This is a genomic window from Kitasatospora sp. NPDC085895, assembly GCF_040702125.1.
In the GTDB taxonomy this organism is placed as follows: Bacteria; Actinomycetota; Actinomycetes; order Streptomycetales; family Streptomycetaceae; genus Kitasatospora; species Kitasatospora arboriphila.
Genome location: NZ_JBFBJY010000007.1, coordinates 36,368 through 53,356, shown reverse-complemented (window position 1 = coordinate 53,356; position 16,989 = coordinate 36,368). Strand labels below are relative to the sequence as shown.

The window sequence follows — 16,989 nt, the reverse complement described above, 5'->3', positions numbered from 1 at the left end:
GCCTCAGGACGCCGTCGCGGCCCGGTCGGACTCGCTGCGCAACACGCAGAACTCGTTGCCCTCGGGATCGGCGAGGACCGCCCAGCCGGAGCCGTCGGGATCGCGGCGGTCGGCGACGAGGGTGGCGCCGAGGCCCAGGAGCCGTTCGACCTCCCGGTCGCGCGAGGTCTCCGGGCGCAGGCAGAGGGGGAGCCGGTTCTTGACCGTCCTGGCCTCGGGCACCTGGTTGAAGTACAGGACCGGGCCCTCGGCGAGCATGACCCGGACCTCCGGATCGCCCGGCCGGTCGTCGGGATGCAGCGGACGGCCGGTCACCCTGCTCCAGAACCGGGCCAGACCGTGGGCATCCGCACAGTCGACCGCCACGTTCTGCACCACCGAGACCATGCCGGCGAGCCTCGCCGATCTCCGTGCCGCGCGCCAGCGGCTTTTCGGCCGGGAGGGCCGTCCACCGGGTGCGTCGCCTACCGGCTGGGACGCCGGCCGCTCCTGCGGAAGCGCGCGCCCCCGAGGGCCACCGCGACGAGGAGGACGACGATGCCGATGAACAGGAGGTACAGCAGACCGTGCGCGGCCACGCCGATGAGGCCGAGCACGATCGCGAGGAGCACCAGGAACAGGATCCAGGCCATGGGAGTCCGCCTCCGTCCGAGGAGATGACCGTGCCCGGAGCCGCCGACGGCGGGCACGTCACCCGATGGGCGGCCCCGGCTGCGGACCCCGCTGCCGGGGGCCGCGGGGAGCGCATGCCCAGTCGGCGGCGGTCGATGCACCGCGCGGCCGACCGGGGCGGATCGGCACACGGCGGCCGGCGCTCCCGACCGTCGCGGAGCCCTCCACGAGGTCGTGCCGGGCGATCCGCTCCCTCTCGGACGGCCGCCACCGGCACGCGAAGCCGGTGGCGAGCGCCCTCGGGCGTCGCTCACAGCCGCCGCCACCTGGCCGAGGCGAAGGAGAACACGCCGAACAGGACCAGGCCCGCTGCCACGGCCACGAGCAGCCAAGGACCGGCCGCGCCGTCCGCGAAGGAGCGGAGGGTGTCGTCCATCCCCTTCGCCCGCCCCGGATCGAAGCGGACCGCGGCCACGAGCACGAAGACCCCGGCAGCCCCGAAGACCGCCCCGCGGGCGACATTGCCGACGACTCCGGTCGCGGTCACCGCCGACCGCACGCGCCGGTCCATCGAACCGGTGTCCAGCTTCTTGAGGAAGCGGCGCTGCACCGCGCGGACGGCGATGGCGACTCCGGCGGCCAGGAGCACGACACCGGCGCCGGCCACCACGTACCGCCCACCGGGACGGCTCATCACGGCCGCCGTCCAGTCACGAGAGGCCGCGTCACTGCTCGAACCCTCGCCGGCACCGGCTGCGAACCTCAGCGTCCCCGAGCAGACGAAGGCGTAGAACACGGCCCGGCCCGCGCAGAGCACCCGGCCGGCGGTACGCGTCTCCCCGGCTTCACCGAACACCGCCGTCGAGGCCCGCCACAGCGCCATTCCGGCGAAGCCGACGACCAGTGCCCACAGCACGACCGCCCCGAAGGGCTGCTCCGCGATCCGGTGGAGCGCACCCCGGCGGTCGGCCTCCGCACCGCCGCGGTCCCCGGCGATCTGCAACGCCAGGACTCCCACCAGGACGTAGACCACGCCCCTGGCGACGAAGCCCGCACGGCCGGCCCCGCGCAGCACCCGGCCCCCGAGGCCGCCTCGGACCGCCGCACCGCGGACGGCAGACACCATCCCGACCACCCCTTCCCGGCCCGCCCGACGGCCGGGCGGTCACCGCCGGCCGTCTGCCCCCCTCCGCGCCTTCCACGCACCGGCCGGCAGCACGGCACCCCGGCGGTTCACCCGGCCACGTCCGGGGACCCGACGTACTGCGCGGCCAGGGCCCGGACCGTCCCGGCGATGCGGTCGCGCAGTTCCGCCGGTGCGATGACCACCACGTCGGCGCCCAGCCGCAGGAACTCTCCGTGGGCGTGGTCGACCGACTCGATGGGGACGCGGGCCTCCGTCCAGCCGTCGCCCGCCCGCGGCACCCCGAGCCGGCGGGCACCCTCCGGGGTGAGCCGGACCAGCGCCTCGCCGGTGTGCAGCCGGCCCCGGAAGTCCGCCAGGTAGGCCGCCCAGTACCCGCCCAGGTCGAACCCGTCCGGCACCGCGAACTCCTCCTCCAGCGTGCGGAGTCCGACGATCTGGTCGATCCGGTACGTGCGGATCCCGGTCGGCCCGCCCGCGACCAGGTACCAGCGGCCCGCCTTGAGCACGAGCCCGTACGGTTCGACCCGCCGCTCGATCTCCTCCGGTGCCCGCCAGCGCCGGTACCGCAGGACCACCGCCCGCCGCGCCCACACCGCGGCGGCGACGGCCGCGAGGTGCGGGGTGTCGTCCGGATCGCCGTACCAGCCCGGGGCGTCGAGCAGGAAGCGCTCCTGGACCCGCCCGGCGTGCTCGCGCACCTCCGCCGGAAGGGCGGCGTGCAGCTTCAGCCGGGCGGCGGCGAGCGCCTCGCCGAGGCCGAGGTCGGCGGCGGCGCCGGGGAGCGCGGCGAGGAAGGCGGCCTGCGCCTCCTCGGCCGTCAGCCCGGTGAGCCGGGTCCGGTACCCGTCCACCAGCCGGTAGCCGCCCTCGTGCCCGGCCTCGCCGTACAGCGGGATCCCGGCGGCGGCGAGCGCCTGGACGTCCCGGTAGACGGTGCGGACGGACACCTCCAGCTCCTCGGCGAGTTGTTCGGCCGTCAGCCGTCCCCGGTTCTGGAGCAACAGGAGCAGGGAGACCAGCCGACTCGCACGCATGCCGGTCAGTATCCCCTGACGGGGGATGTCAGGGGAGTGCCCCTAGCCTGCGGCGCATGAGCATCGTGGAGCTGCGCCAGTACACCCTGCACCCGGGCGCCCGGGAGACCCTGATCGAGCTGTTCGAACGCGAGTTCGTGACCGGCCAGCAGGCGGTCGGCATCACCGTCGGCGGCCGGTTCCGCGACCTCGACGACCCGGACCGCTTCGTCTGGCTGCGGGCCTTCCCCGACATGGACCGTCGGCGCCGCTCGCTGGAGGCCTTCTACGGCGGCCCGGTCTGGCGGGAGCACCGCGACGCGGCCAACGCCACCATGGTCGACAGCGACGACGTCCTCCTGCTGAACGGCCGCGGCTACACCCCCGAACCGGCCGCCCGCACGGTGCTCGCGACCGTCTGCCACCCCGCCGACCCGGCCGCCTTCGACGCCTACGCCGCCCGGCACCTCGGCCCGGCCCATGCGCTGCACCGCACCGAACACGCCGGGAACGACTTCCCCCGCCTGCCCGTCCGCACCGGCGAGGACGTCCGGGTCTGGTTCGGCCCGGCCGAGCCGCCGCCCTGGCCGGCGCGGCGGCTGCGGCTGGAACCCGTGCGAGGTGGCCGGGGCCGCCGGGTCGGCTGAACCGGAAGAGGGCGGTGCGGTCGGTGCCGTCGGCGAGCCCGGGGTCCCTCGGGCGAGGGGGCGGCTCACCACCCGTGGAGGGCGTCGCGCAGGGTGTCTCCGGCGAGTCTCAGGGCGACGTTGTTGGCGGCGGTGTCGCGCAGGCTGTCGAGCATCATGAAGTCGTGCACCATGCCCAGCACGCGGACCGCGGTGACCTGGACCCCGGCGGCACGCAGCTTCGCGGCGTAGGCCTCCCCCTCGTCGCGCAGCACGTCGGCCTCGTCGGTGATGATCAGGGTCGGCGGCATCGCCCGGAGCTGTTCCGCGGAGGCGCGCAGCGGTGAGGCGTGCAGGTCGGCGCGCTCGGCGGGGTCGGTGGTGTACTGGTCCCAGAACCACTGCATGCCTTCGCGGGTGAGGAAGTAGCCCTCGGCGAACTGCAGGTAGGAGGGGGTGTCGAAGGCGGCGTCGGTGACCGGGTAGAGCAGCACCTGGCAGGCGAGGCGCAGCCCGCCGCGTTCGGCGTTCATCATCGCGAAGACGGTCGACATGTTGCCGCCGACCGAGTCGCCGCAGACCGCCACGGTGCCGGGGTCGAGGTCCTTGGCCGGGCCGTGGTCCTTGAGCCACTGGCCGACGGCGTAGTTCTGCTCGATCTGGGTCGGGTACTTGGCCTCGGGCGCGCGGGTGTAGACGGGGAAGACGACGGCGGCGTTCGCGCGGACGGCGAGTTCGCGCACGAGGCGGTCGTGGGTGTTCTCGTCCCCGAAGACCCAGCCCGCGCCGTGGATGTAGAAGATCACCGGCAGCACGCCGGTGACGCCGGCCGGCCGGACGATGCGGGTGCGGACGGTGCCGTGCGCACCGGCGTCGACGTCGAGCCACTCCTCGTCGACCGAGGGCTTGTCGACGCCGGCGCCGGTCTGCAGGCCGGCCAGGGCGTCGCGGCCTTCGGCCGGGGCGAGTTCGTAGATGCGCGGGTGCGGGTCGGTGGCCTTCGCCAGATCGGTGGCGGCCGGTTCCAGGACCGGGGCGGCCGGGCGGGAGGTCGTGGCCATGGGGGCCTCCGTAAGGTCGTCGGGCGGCCCGGGAGGGGCCGCCGCGCGACCATCCTTTCCGCGTGCGGTGCGGGGCGCGTGCCGGGCCCTCGGGCGAGGGGGCCGAACGGGTGATCCGTCCGGCGCCCGTCGGCTCCTCCCGCCGCTGCACCGGTCGAGGCCGCCACCCCCTGGGGGAGTGGCAGCCTCTCGGTGCCGTCACGGAGCCGCGGCGGACCGCCGGCCCCGCCCGCTCAGCGGGTTCAGACGCGGTCGGCCGCGATCAGCACGTACTGGAACGAGCCGTCCTTGTAGGAGTTGATGAACGCCTCCTCGATGCCGGTGACCAGCGAGGACGTGGCCCGCAGCTCCCAGTACGGCAGGGTCGCCGGGGTCAGGTCGACGACGGCCTGCGGGACGAGCCGGTTGTCGGCCATGGCCTGCATGTACTCCCGGCGGGAGTGGATGTTGCACTCGAAGTGCGCGTTGATCTGGGAGACCCACTTCGAGGGCTGGCCGTACCGGGGGTTCCAGCAGCCGGTGATGGTGACGTACCGTCCGCCGACGCCGAGGATCCGCGAGTGCTCGGCGAAGAGGTCGTGGAGGTCGACGTACATGCTCGACTCGTTGTTCCACGAGGCCGAGACCTGCCCGGCCTCGAACGGCATGTCGAGCATGTTGCACACGCGGGCGCGGACGTGGTCGCCGATGCCCAGGTCACGGGCGCGTCCGTTCGCGAACTCGGCCTGCTTGGCCGACAGGGTGACGCCCTCGACCTTGCACCCGAAGCGCTGGTGGGCCATCACCATCGAGCCGCCGCGGCCGCAGCCGGCGTCCACGAGGGTCCCGTCCGCCCCGACGGCGCCGAGGTGGTCCAGGAGGACGTCGGTCTGCGCCGACTCCAGGCGGTGCAGCTCGGCGATCAGCTTCTTCTCGTACGTGCTGTCCTCGGGGTCGCCGAGGGCGGCGTGGTCGACGTCACCGATGCCGTAGTGGTGGTGGTAGAGACCGTCGACGTCGCCCAGGCGAAGGTTCACGGGCCGGGCCTCGTGGTCCCAGTAGCGCGCGATGTCGCCCTGGTAGGGAGTCGCCGGGCCGGGGATCACGGCCGTGGCGGGGGCGGCGGCGAGCTGAGTGTTGGTCACAGATGATTCCGTTCTTACCGGTTCTTACCAGAAATCGGGCAGGCTGTAGCGGTAGGTGTTGGTCTGGTGCCAGTAGTGGTTGCCGTCGACCCAGGCGGCGACGCCGCGCAGGAAGCGCAGCACCACGGGATGGGGGACCTCGGCGGCGAGGTCGGCGGCCGCGGCCTCGAAGGCGTGCATCAGGTCGTTGTGGACCTCGACGGCCTTCAGGTAGGCCTCGCGGACGGAGCAGTCCTCGCGCTCGGCGATCACCACGGGCAGGTTCAGGTGTCGGCCGGGGCCGGCCAGCTCCTTGGTGTACGAGTACAGGTCGTTGACGATCGTGGTCGCGTTCCCCGCGAGCGCGATGACCCGCTGCATGGCGGGCAGGGCGTGCAGGTCCGCCGGGAGTTCGTAGCCGCCCACGGTGTCGGTGATGGTCGGGCAGGGACGGAAGTTGTTGAACTGGCGCATCGCCAGGTACTCCCACACCTCCGGCACGTAGTCCGTCTCGGCCCAGGCCGCCTCCGCGAGGTACCCCAGGTGCAGCCGGGCCATGTCGTGCCGGTACCGGTCGGCCTGGGAGTGGCCGGCCTGCTGGACGAAGTACTGCATGGCCGAGCGGTAGGCGCGCCGCGGCGCGTCCGCGTGCAGCGACTCCGCCCAGTCCGGCTGGTACTCGGCCGTCGTGTGGAGCGGGTCGAGCGCGGTGTGCGCCAGCAGCAGCCGGCCGCCGAGGCCGACGGGCGAGCCGCCGTGGTCCTCGCAGTAGCAGTCGTCGAGGGCGTTCTCGGCCGCCATCAGCCGGGTGGCGATCATCAGGTGCTCGACGGTCGGGGCGTCGGGATGGCACGCGACCATGTAGCGGCCCAGCGAGAACCCGTCGAACTGGTCCTCCCAGTCCGGGGGGAAGAGTTCGACCTCCTCCACCGCCCACGCCTTGATCCTGCGGCTGACCTCCTCCACCCGGTGGGCGTCCGGCTCCGGGACCGGGTGGTGGTAGAGACCCGGGACGGGCCTGCCCGCCGCAGGCTCGGCCGGTTCGGCGGACGCGGACGGGCCGGACGGTCCGGTCGGCGCCTGGAGAGGGGGCAGGTACAGCCCCGCCGTGCCCAGGCCGCTCGGCCCGCGCAGGATCTGCTGCAGCACCGGGCTCGCTGCCGGCGCAGGGCCGGGCGTCGGCGCCGGACCCGGTGCCCGCACCGGGTGGGGTGCCCGCACCGAGCCGGATGCCTGCACCGGTCCGGATGCCGACGCTGCGGCGGCGCCCTGCGGCACGGTCCCGCCGACCGGGTCGGCGACCGGAGCGGGCACGGGCCCGCTCCCCGGGACCGGCGGGAAGGCCGCAGGCGGTCCGGGCAGCCGGCCGGCCCCGCCGCCGGACGTGGCGGACGGCGGGCTCGCCCTGCCGGGCAGAGGCACAGGGACAGGCATCCGTAGCTCCTTGGTGAAGGGTGGGAACGTCCCGGATCCGGGCACGTCGGGCGGGGCCGAGGGGGGTGCGTGCTGGGGGTGCCGGCGGGCAGGGCGGCCGTGGCCGTCCCGTCCGGAGGTGTCGGGGCAGTGCCGGGGCAGTGTCGGGTCATGCCGGACCGGCGCAGCGGTTGTTCAGGTCCTGCGTCCGGCTTCCGCCAGGGGGCGGTGTGCGGGAGCAGGCCGTTCGCCGGCCGCCGGGCCGACGTGGTTCGGCGAGGCCGGTCGGCCCGGTCGGCGGCGCTAGCCGTCCCGGCGGCCGATCTGTACGTTCTCCAGTACGCCGAGCGCGTCGGGCACCAGGATCGCCGCGGAGTAGTAGGTGCTGACGAGGTAGGAGATGACCGCCCGTTCGTCGATGCCCATGAACCGCACCGACAGGCCCGGCTCGTACTCGTCCACCAGCCCCGTCCGGCGCAGACCGATGACGCCCTGCTTGTCCTCCCCCGTCCGCATCACGAGGATCGAGGTGGTGTTCTCCCTGCTGATCGGGATCTTGCTGCACGGCAGGATCGGAACGCCGCGCCACGCCGGGACCTGCTGCCCGCCGAGGTCGACGTGGTCCGGGTACAGCCCGCGGGCGTTGAACTCGCGGCCGATGGCGGCGATCGCCCGGGGGTGCGCGAGGAAGAACCGGGAACCGCGCCGGCGACAGAGCAGTTCGTCCAGGTCGTCGGGCGTCGGCGAACCGGAGCGGCTCTGGATCCGCTGCTTGAACGCGGCGTTGTGGAGCAGGCCGAACTCGCGGTTGTTGACCAGCTCGAACTCCTGGCGCTCGCGCAGCGCCTCGACGGTGAGCCTGAGTTGCTCCTCGGTCTGGTTCATCGGCTCGTTGTAGAGGTCGGCGACCCTGGAGTGGACCCGCAGCACGGTCTGGGCGACCGACAGCTCGTACTCGCGCGGTTCGAGCTCGTAGTCGACGAACGAACCGGGCAGCTCGAACTCGCCGGTGTGGCCGGCCGACATCGCGATCTCGGCCTCGCCGTGCCGGTTCTGCCGCTGGAGCGGGATCGCCGAGAACCGGTCGACGTGCGCCCGGAGGCCCGGAGCCGCCTCCAGCACGGCGTGGAAGTCCGCCCGCGAGAGCGTCAGCAGGGTGCCGGCGGTCTCGGCCGTGGCGGTGCAGTCCCAGGTCGCCCCGGTCTCCAGCAGGGCGTGCTCGCCGAAGTGGTCGCCGTCGGCCAGGACGGCCACGGACACCGCCTCGCCGTACCGGCCCTCGGAGCTCTGGGCGACCCGGCCGTGGGCGATCAGGTGGATCCGCTCGGCGGGCGTGCCGCGCTCCACCAGCACCTCACCCGCGCGGAAGTCGCGCTGGACGCAGCGGCCGGCGAGCGCGGTCAGCACGGCCACGTCGTCGAAGCCGCGCAGCACCGCGAGTTCGCCCAACTCGCGCGGGATCACCCCGACCCGTGCGCCGTCCTGGACGAACTCGACGCGCCCGTCCCCGACGGTGTAGGTCAGCCGCCGGTTGACCCGGTAGGTCCCGCCCTCGACCTCCACCCACGGGAGCATCCGCAGCAGCCAGCGGGAGGTGATCTCCTGCATCTGCGGCGCGGACTTGGTCGTGGTGGCGAGGTTCCGGGCAGCGGCCGTGCCCAGGCTGCTCCGCCCAGTCGGCTCCGACTGCGCCGGCTGGCTGGTGTCCACCGTCATCGAGCAGGCTCTCCTTCAGTAACAGCGGCGACCGGCACGGTCCACGTCGTACGTGGCCGGGGCGAACAGAGCGATCGTCCGCGCAGGCCGCTGACCTCCAGGAGCAAACTAGCCGCCGGGGCGGCCAGTTGGCCCGACGCGCCCGCCGCATTGCCTCGAAGTGATGATCTTTTTCGCCAGCATGTTTGTGTTCGCACAGGGTGCATACGATGAAGGATTGGTCTGCGACGGAGTGCGCGTCGGAGTACGTGCCCGGTCTCGGGGATCGACGGAACCGTGGTTGGCGCCGAGAACGATCATGGTTCGATCGGTGTGAGGGCGCTGACGCGGCTCTCGTACTCGCGGCGGGCCCTGCGCTGGGCCGGGACCGCCGGGACGCCCTGGCCGCCGTCGAGCGGCTGGCAGTGAGTGAGTGGCCGGCGGTGGATCGCAGGGGCGGCAGTGATGCGCAGCGCGAGGCGGCCCTGGTGGAGGACGTCGAGCACGTCGAGGATGCGCCCGGTGCCGCGCACGAGGCGGAACATCTCGGAGATGTGCACGGTGTCACCCGGCCGCACGGGCGCCAGCAGCTCACCGAACTTCGGCCGCTGGAGAGGGTGGAGTCGGCTGGAGGTGCCCGGGGGCTCCTCGAAGGCGACCGGGCCCTCGATGCCGGCCTCGTCCAGGACGAAGTTCTGCCGGGCGGTCGACTGCCGGTCGGTCGAGACCCACTTGCGGACCAGCTCCGCCACCGAGGGCCTTCCGTGCGGAGGGTCGAGACCCTGTCTGCCGTCAAACCCTGTCGGCAACCGCCATCGGATCCGATGGGATCGGTGTCGCCTTGATGCCCCGGTATGTCCGGGTTCATTGGAGGCGCTGGCCGCCTGTCGCCAAACGATCGTTTCTCGATGCCCGAGCGAGGTCCGGCGAGTGCCGATCATGTTCGGCCGGGCCCCCTCGGGGACTGGCGCCCGCGGTGCGCATCTTGCCGATTGGTCGACATGGAGAGCTATAGTACTAGGCAACTAGATAAATGGAGGAGCCGGTGATTGAGTTCCACCTGAACAGCCGGTCCGGCCTGTCCCCGTACCAGCAGCTGGTCCAGCAGGTCCGGCACGCACTGCGCCTGGGCCTGCTGAAGGAGGGGGACCGGCTGCCGACGGTCAAGGACGTGGCGAGGCAGACGGCGGTCAACCCGAACACGGTGCTCAAGGCGTACCGGGAGCTGGAGCACGACGGCCTGGTGGCAGCCCGTCCCGGCGTCGGGACGTTCGTGACCCGGACGCTGGCCGACGACACGCTCGCCGCGCAGGGACCGCTGCGCAAGGACCTGCAGCGCTGGCTGACCAAGGCCCGCCTGGCCGGGCTCGACGACGAGAGCATCGAGGCGCTGTTCCTGAACACGTTTCGCAACGCCACCGGAGAGGACGTAGCGTGAGCGCCGTCTTGCGAGCCCAGGGCCTGGGCAAGAGGTACAAGCAGCGCTGGGCGCTGCAGAACTGCGACCTGGACGTCCCCGCCGGCCGGGTGGTGGGCCTGGTCGGCCCCAACGGCGCCGGCAAGTCGACCTTATTGAACCTGGCCTCCGGCATGCTGACCCCGACGGCCGGCAGCATCGAGGTGTGCGGTGGCCGTCCTGCCTCAGGTGTGGAACAGCTGGCCAAGGTCGGCTTCGTCGCCCAGGACACCCCGGTCTACGCCGCACTGAGCGTCGCCGACCACCTCGACTTCGGCAGGCGCCTCAACCCGGGCTGGGACGACGCCGTGGCGCACGACCGGATCCGCCGCCTCGGTCTGGACCCCAAGCAGCGGGCCGGCCGACTGTCCGGCGGCCAGCGTGCGCAGCTCGCTCTCACCCTGGGCATCGCCAAGCGGCCGGAGCTGCTACTCCTGGACGAGCCGGTCGCGGCTCTGGACCCGCTCGCCCGGCGGGAGTTCATGCAGGACCTGATGGAGGCCGTCGCCGAGCACGAGCTGAGCGTCGTGCTCTCCTCCCACCTGGTCTCCGACGTGGAACGGACCTGCGACTACGTCATCGTCCTGGTCGACTCCCGGGTACAGGTGGCCGGCGACATCGACGACCTGGTCGCCCGTCACCACCGGCTCACCGGCCCTCGCCGGGACCCGGACACACTCCCGGCCGGTCAGCACGTCATCACCGCCAGCCACACCGACCGGCAGACCACCCTCCTGGTGCGCGCCGACACCGCGGTCCACGATCCGTCCTGGGCCGTCGGCCCGCTCGGCCTGGAAGACATCGTCCTGGCCTACATGACCCGGCCCGCCGATGCGGTACGTGACACCCGACCCGCGCTGGAGGTACTCCGATGATCTGGCTGACCTGGCGCCAGTTCCGCACCCAGGCCGCCGTGGTGTTCGCCGCGGTGGCCGCCCTCGCCGCCGCCCTGGCGGCCACCGGCCCACAGCTGGCCGACCTCTACCGGGCCGCCGGCAGCAGCCTGGTGGACCAGGCCGCCAGTTCGGACCGGACCCTCTACTACACCGGACTGCTGGTCGTGCTCGCCGTCCCGGCGGTCATCGGGATGTTCTGGGGCGCCCCGCTGGTCTCCCATGAACTGGAGACCGGTACCCACTACCTCGCGTGGAACCAGGGCGTCACCCGCACCCGCTGGCTGGTGACCAAACTGGGCCTCGGTGCGGCGGTCTCCATGGCCGCTGCGGGGCTGACCAGCCTCGCGGTGAGCTGGTGGAGCAGCCCCATCGACCGGGCCGTCGACGGCGGCGGCGCAACGGACACGTACTTCCCCCGGCTCGACCCCGTGGCCTTCGCCGCACGGGGCGTCGTCCCCATGGCCCACGCCGCCTTCGCCTTCGTCCTGGGCGTTGCCCTCGGCCTGGTCATCCGCCGTACCCTGCCCGCGATGGCCACCACGGTCGTCCTCTACACCGCCGCTCAGATCGCCGTGCCGATGTGGATCCGGTCCCACCTGGCCGCCGCGGACCGGACCGTCCTGCCGATCGAGCCCGACGGCGCCCCCCTCGGCATCCAGGACGGCGCCAAGCAGATCGTCGCGCACCTCGAACAAGTGCCCGGGGCCTGGGTCACCTCCCAGCAGACACTGAACGCCGCCGGGCAGCCGGCCCCCGTGCCGCCGTCCTTCGCCGACTGCCTGCGCATCGAGTCGGGCCCGCCCACCCTGCAGCAGGTCGACCGCTGCGTCGCCGACCTCGGCGCCCTGGGCTACAAGCAGCAGGTGACCTACCAGCCCGCCGGCAACTTCTGGGCCCTCCAATGGGCCGAGACCGGGCTCTACCTCGGCCTCGCCCTGGCCTTGACCGGGTTCTGCGTCTGGTGGATCCGCCGCCGGGTGACCTGACAGCCCCGGCGTCCACGACGGGAGCACCCGTGAGGGTCGGCCGTAACCAGGCTGACCGGGTCCGGTCCCGGTGGTGGCGGGACCGGACCCGGCAGGCAACGGTGTCCGGCTGTCAGCCGTCGGAGGCCGCCGGAGCGTCGCCGTGCTCCCGCTGCCAGGCCGCGGCGAACATCTCGTGCAGCGGGGCGACCGGCAGCACCCGGCCGAAGGGGGAGCGGACGGTGTTGCCCCAGAGCGGGGTCACGGTGTGGGCCGCGAGCTTGACGGTCTCCAACGGGAGGTGCGGGGCCTTCAGTTCGGTCCAGTCGCCGGGCAGGAAGAGCGTCCGGCCCGCCCTGGCACGCTTGGCCTCGACCACCGCTCCGGTGGCGAGGAGTTCCTCGCGCGCCGCGGTGTGCTGCTTGGCCGCCCAGCCGTTCCAGCGGCGGACGTTGCGGTCGGTGGGCGCGGCGAGCGTCGCGAGCTGGAGGTACAGTGCCGCGGCGTCGGCGCCGACCGCGAGCCGGTCGCACACCCGGGCGACCAGCTCCGGGCAGGACTGCCGCGGGTCGGCCTCGTACGCGCCGGCGGGGACGGCGCCGGAGCGGGCCCGGTCGAGCATGCGTTCCAGGCCGCCGCCGGGCAGCAGGGGAGCCACCCGGTCGAGTTCGCGGGTCAGCCCGGTGATCCCGCGGAGCGTGCGCCACACCTGCGGGTCGGCCGCCGCCGCGGGACGCAGGAACGCGCCGCCGCCGGGCGCGCAGACGACCAGCGGCCCCGAGTCGTAGGCGGTCTGCGGCAGCGGGCCCTCCTCCTTGCGGCGGTCGCGCGCGACCGGTACCCGCGCCGGTCCGAAGCGCTGCTCGATGCCCTCCGGGGTGTCCCGGACGGATCCGCCGGCGAGATCCAGCAGCAGCTCCGGGCGGGCGAGTTCGGCGCGCAGCCGGTCGTGGAGCGCGGCCGCGCCGGCCACGGCCGGGTCGCCGACGGGCCGGTCCGTGCACGCCCACACCAGGGCGCTCGCGATCACCTGCAGGGGCAGCCCGACCGGGGTGCCGTACCGCGGTTCGACACCGGCCGCCGGGACGGCCCGGACGTCGACCCCCGTGCTGTACGGGGTGGCCGTCAGCTCCCAGCCCGCGGCCTCCACGGTCGCGTCGGTGGCGGCCTCGTAGCCGCCGGCGAGCCGGCGGGCCCAGACCTCGGACAGGCCCAGCTCGGCCTCCAGCGCGTCGGCGGCCTCGTCGTGGACGGCGGGCTGAGCGCCGAGGCGCGCGCACCAGGCGGCGGCCATCCGTTCGACGGCGGCGTCGACCCCGCCGGGCTGCCACAGTTCGGCCGGGTCGTCGGGCAGCGCGGCCGCCAGGACGGCCCGCCGGCCGTCGCCGCCGAGCCGTGCGCGCAGCCGGTCGTAGGCGTCGACGGTCATGGGCGTCGCCCGGTAGGGGGCCTTGCGCAGCAGGCTGCGGTGGTCCTCGCGGTCGGACCCGGCGACCAGGCCGGCCACCACGAGCCGGGCCACCGCCCGCCGGACGCCGGTCAGTTCGGCGAACCGGGCGGCCGCGGTCTCCGGGAGGGGGAGCGGACCGTGGGCGTCGATCGCGGCGAGCAGGGCCCGCAGCCGCGCGGCGTCGTCCCGTGCGACGACGACGAGCCGGGCCTCCGGAACGGCCTTCGCCACCGGGTCGCCCTCGGTGGGCTCGGCGTGCCGGGCGTTCTCGGTGCCGGACGCGGGCGCGGCGAACCAGTGCTCCGACGATCCGGCCTGCACCGCGGCGGAGGCCACCGCCGTCCCGTCCTCGCGCAGTGCGTCCAGGGCCGCGGCGGGGGCCCGGCCCACCCACCACCGGCTGCCGGCGGCGGCGAACGGCTGGTGCGCCCAGGTGTCCAGGAGCGCCAGCAGGGCGGCTCGCGACGGGTCCGCGGTCGCCGCCACGGCCGCCCGCCAGGCGGCGGCGTCGATCGCGCCGAGCAACTGCGTCCAGTCGTGCGGCGGCGCCGGGGGCGAGAGGCGCCGCACCTCCTCGGCGAGGGTGCCGGCCAGGCAGGCGCCGTCGGCCGCGAGCGCGGACAGGGTGGCCGGCAGCGGCACGTCCGGAGCGCGCCGCCACGGGTCCCGGCCGCCGGTCCCGACCAGCCCGAACAGGGCGGGCACCAGCTCGGTGTCCGGTGCGGACCGGCCCGGCAGGACCGGCGGCGCCTGGGTGAGCAGGGTGACCCGGTGGTGCAGGGCGAGCCGGCGGTCCTCGACCCGGACGGCCCGGACGGCCACCGCAGCGACGGCCTCGACCAGCACCGGGTCGGTGACCTCGGGCAGTTCGCGGGCGATCGCCGTGCGCAGCTCCCCGGCGCCGCCGCGGGCGGCCGCGAGCAGCGCCTCCGCGCCGGTGCGCCCGACGCCGCGCAGCGCCCGCGACCCGGCCTCGTCCCGGGTGCGCAGCAGGTACCAGAAGGCGGGCGGCAGGGCGACGCCGTTGGAGACGGTGGCGCGCCGGGCGCGCTTCGCCCACCTGCTGGCGGGTGAGCGGTGGCCCTCCAGTTCCCACAGCAGGCTGCCGTCCGCGGTGTAGGCGCGGACGCCGGTGCGGGTCTCGGCCTCGGCGAGGACGACGTCCTCCACCGCGCCCTGGGGCGGTGCCCACAGCCCCCACGGCTGCTGGCCCTGGCGGTCGACGTCGAAGCGGGCGGTGCGCCCGTCGACGCTCTCCAGCAGGTAGTGGTCGGGCGCGGCGTTGCGGTGGGGGGTGCGGTACAGCACTCGGGTGCCGACCAGCCCGTCCCGGCTGCCCAGCGGCGAGTCGGTCGTTCCGGCCGGCAGCGGCGCCAGCTGCAGCGCCTCCACGTCCAGGGCCATGCCGATCTCGGACGGCTCGGCGGCCGGGTCGGTGTTCACGGGGCGGCCCGGGAAGTCCGGCAGCTCCACGACCCCGCGGGACTCGCCGGTGACCGGGTTCAGCAGCTCCCACGGCCGGCGCCGGAAGACGCCGTTGGCCCAGGTCCGTGACCCGTCGGAGAGCTGCAGCTCGTAGCGGTCGATGCCCTCGGTGCCGCCGGGGCGCAGCACCCGTTCGCCGCCGTGCCGTCCGCCGCCGTCCACGGTCTCGAACTGGAAGCCGAACGCCCCGTCCAGGCTGCCGTCGTACGGCACCAGGCCGCCGAGGTCGTCCGGGGTGAACGGCTCGTCGGGGCGGTCGGCCCAGACGGCGGTGTCGCAGTGGTAAGGGCGGTCCTTGACGGTCCAGCTGACCAGGAAGGAGCCGCCGACGTAGTGGACCGCGAACATGGTGGCGTCGTCGGGCACGGCGAACCGGCAGGAGGCCCGGACGCCGTCCGGGGCGACGGCGACGGCGCGGGTGCGTCCGAACACCGTCAGCACCGGCCAGGTGGAGGTCACCCCGGACACGCCGGGGAGCGGGCCGTCCTCGTCCTCCGCCGCCCGGGAGTCCGCTGCGGCGTCGGCGGCGTCGGCCGCGAGCTCGGCGTACACCGACTCCAGGGCGGGCCAGGCGAGTTCCTCCGGGAGGCCGGCCCGCAGCGAGCGGTGCAGCGAACCGGCGGCGCCGGCCTCGGCGAGGGCGTCGGCGATGCCGCCGAGGGCCGTCACGGTCGGCCGGTCCAGCAGGGTCGCCAGTTCGGCGACGGCCTCCTCGGCGCCGGCCATGCCGCCGCCGGCGAGGGTGTCGACGAGCCTGCCGACCCGCGCGGCGACCGCCTGGGCGATGCCGTCGTTGCCGGGCAGCAGCGTCACCGCGGTGCCGGCGCGGCGCGCACGGGAGGGCCCCCACTGCGGCAGCAGGCCGGCGTGGACGGTGCCCTCCAGCCGGGGGCCGAACACCGGATCGGCGGCGAGGGCGGCGAGGTCCCGCCGGGACCGCTCGCCCCAGAAGTGCATCCGGATCTGCGCGCCGGGGTCGAGGACGGCGACGTCGGCGGCGAGGCACGCGTCCAGCAGGTCGGCGTCCAGCCCCTGCCAGTGGTGGCGGGTGGTGTGCAGCTCGACCGGGGTGCCAGCCGCCCGCAGGCGGGGCGCCAAACGTCCTACCAGATCGAGGAGTTCGGCCGGGAGCTGCTGCCGTCCCACGCCGCCGCCGGGCTGCGCCGCGTACTGGTACATGTGGACGAAGCGCCCCAGCCAGCGGGGCAGGCCGCCCTCGGGTTCCACCCGGCCGTCCGCCATGGCGTCGGCGGCGCCGCAGCCGATCAGCAGCCGCAGCCAGGCGCCGCCGTCCGTGGTGCCGTCGGGGAAGATCCCGACCAGAGCGGCCAGGAGCGGGTGCTCGGGCGGATGGGCCGTCAGGAGCTGAGCGGCGGCGTTCAGCAGCGCGTCCGGCACCGCCTTGTCGCGGGTGACCGCCAGGACCGCGCCGACCAGCCGCGCCACCTCGTCGTCCCCGAGCCCGGCGGCCTTCGCCGAGGCCCGCGCCCGGCGGACCAGATCGGCCGGCAGGTCGGCGGAGGAGCCGGCCCACGCGGTCAGCAGCCGGTCGAGGGCCGCGTGCGCGGCGGCCGGCTCCAGCGTCTCGGCGAGGAACCGCTGGTGCGCCGCCAGCTCCTTGGCCGGCATGGCCCCGGCCGCCGCGAACAGCAGCGCGTTGGCCCGCCGGTAGCCGACGTCCACCGGCAGGCCGTGCTCGGCCTCCGCCGCGCGGGCGGCCGCGTAGGCCCGCCCGGCGGCCCGGCCGCCGGTGCCGATCAGCCGGTGCCCGACGGTGTCCCAGAACCACGGCAGATGGGCCGGCGGGAGCTGCCGCGCCTGGCGGGCCATCGTGTCCACGAACGCGCCGGGCTTGTGCCAGGACCGGTTCAGCCGGTCGGCCATCAGGGCGGCCAGGTCACGTGCGGCGGCCGCCGCGTCCGGGTCGTGCGCGGCGACCCAGTCGGGGTACGTGGTCGAGCGGTGCGGCCCGGCGGTGGGCAGCAGGGATTCGAGCGAGGCGATCATGACCCGGATCGTCGCACGCCCCACTGACCACCCCGGCCCGGCCCCCCCGGGCCGTTCCAC

At 74.6% G+C, this 16,989-nt stretch carries 14 protein-coding genes; 4 read left to right on the top strand and 10 right to left on the bottom strand.

Annotated features, from left to right (window positions below; genetic code table 11):
* Nucleotides 1-3: 3 nt before the first annotated feature.
* The 4 genes from AB0442_RS06420 to AB0442_RS06405 all read right to left on the bottom strand — a co-directional run bounded on the left by AB0442_RS06420 (nt 4) and on the right by AB0442_RS06405 (nt 2,793).
* The gene (locus AB0442_RS06420; protein ID WP_366160986.1) at nt 4-387 is read right to left on the bottom strand and encodes a VOC family protein; all 384 of its coding nucleotides are present in this window, start codon (nt 385-387) and stop codon (nt 4-6) included.
* A gap of 77 nt (nt 388-464) precedes the next feature.
* Nucleotides 465-632, bottom strand: coding sequence for a hypothetical protein (locus AB0442_RS06415; RefSeq protein WP_363545353.1), 168 nt, complete (start codon nt 630-632; stop codon nt 465-467).
* A 290-nt stretch (nt 633-922) separates the two neighbouring features.
* Nucleotides 923-1,738 (bottom strand): DUF1206 domain-containing protein, encoded by an 816-nt coding sequence (locus tag AB0442_RS06410; RefSeq protein ID WP_366160984.1) that lies wholly within the window; start codon nt 1,736-1,738, stop codon nt 923-925.
* A gap of 107 nt (nt 1,739-1,845) precedes the next feature.
* A complete protein-coding gene (locus AB0442_RS06405) occupies nt 1,846-2,793 on the bottom strand; it encodes a YafY family protein (RefSeq protein ID WP_366160982.1) in 948 nt (315 codons plus the stop codon).
* 56 nt (nt 2,794-2,849) lie between these two features.
* On the opposite strand from AB0442_RS06405, the gene AB0442_RS06400 reads away from it, so the two are divergent.
* A complete protein-coding gene (locus AB0442_RS06400) occupies nt 2,850-3,419 on the top strand; it encodes an NIPSNAP family protein (RefSeq protein WP_366160980.1) in 570 nt (189 codons plus the stop codon).
* Nucleotides 3,420-3,484: 65 nt separating this feature from the next.
* On the opposite strand, the gene AB0442_RS06395 is transcribed toward AB0442_RS06400, so the two are convergent.
* From AB0442_RS06395 to AB0442_RS06375, 5 genes are all read right to left on the bottom strand, one after another.
* On the bottom strand, nt 3,485-4,459 hold the full coding sequence (locus AB0442_RS06395; RefSeq protein WP_366160978.1) for an alpha/beta hydrolase: 975 nt from the start codon (nt 4,457-4,459) through the stop codon (nt 3,485-3,487).
* A 242-nt stretch (nt 4,460-4,701) separates the two neighbouring features.
* Nucleotides 4,702-5,583, bottom strand: coding sequence for a geranyl diphosphate 2-C-methyltransferase (locus tag AB0442_RS06390; protein WP_366160976.1), 882 nt, complete (start codon nt 5,581-5,583; stop codon nt 4,702-4,704).
* A gap of 24 nt (nt 5,584-5,607) precedes the next feature.
* Nucleotides 5,608-6,996, bottom strand: a complete 1,389-nt coding sequence (locus AB0442_RS06385; RefSeq protein WP_366160974.1) for a family 2 encapsulin nanocompartment cargo protein terpene cyclase — start codon at nt 6,994-6,996, stop codon at nt 5,608-5,610.
* Between the two features lie 282 nt (nt 6,997-7,278).
* Nucleotides 7,279-8,691 carry a family 2B encapsulin nanocompartment shell protein gene (locus AB0442_RS06380; protein ID WP_366160972.1) on the bottom strand — a complete coding sequence of 471 codons (1,413 nt, stop codon included), beginning with the start codon at nt 8,689-8,691 and terminating at the stop codon, nt 7,279-7,281.
* Between the two features lie 296 nt (nt 8,692-8,987).
* Nucleotides 8,988-9,422 (bottom strand): recombinase family protein, encoded by a 435-nt coding sequence (locus AB0442_RS06375; RefSeq protein ID WP_366160970.1) that lies wholly within the window; start codon nt 9,420-9,422, stop codon nt 8,988-8,990.
* 281 nt (nt 9,423-9,703) lie between these two features.
* On the opposite strand from AB0442_RS06375, the gene AB0442_RS06370 reads away from it, so the two are divergent.
* The 3 genes from AB0442_RS06370 to AB0442_RS06360 are packed head-to-tail and all read left to right on the top strand — an operon-like array spanning nt 9,704 to nt 12,008.
* The gene (locus AB0442_RS06370) at nt 9,704-10,108 is read left to right on the top strand and encodes a GntR family transcriptional regulator (protein ID WP_366160968.1); all 405 of its coding nucleotides are present in this window, start codon (nt 9,704-9,706) and stop codon (nt 10,106-10,108) included.
* On the top strand, nt 10,105-11,001 hold the full coding sequence (locus AB0442_RS06365; protein ID WP_366160966.1) for an ABC transporter ATP-binding protein: 897 nt from the start codon (nt 10,105-10,107) through the stop codon (nt 10,999-11,001). The genes AB0442_RS06370 and AB0442_RS06365 overlap by 4 nt, the downstream gene beginning before the upstream one ends.
* On the top strand, nt 10,998-12,008 hold the full coding sequence (locus AB0442_RS06360; protein ID WP_366160965.1) for a transporter: 1,011 nt from the start codon (nt 10,998-11,000) through the stop codon (nt 12,006-12,008). The genes AB0442_RS06365 and AB0442_RS06360 overlap by 4 nt, the downstream gene beginning before the upstream one ends.
* Before the next feature lie 112 nt (nt 12,009-12,120).
* Here AB0442_RS06360 and AB0442_RS06355 read toward each other — a convergent pair whose 3' ends face one another.
* Nucleotides 12,121-16,929, bottom strand: a complete 4,809-nt coding sequence (locus tag AB0442_RS06355; protein WP_366160963.1) for a hypothetical protein — start codon at nt 16,927-16,929, stop codon at nt 12,121-12,123.
* Between the last annotated feature and the right edge of the window lie 60 nt (nt 16,930-16,989).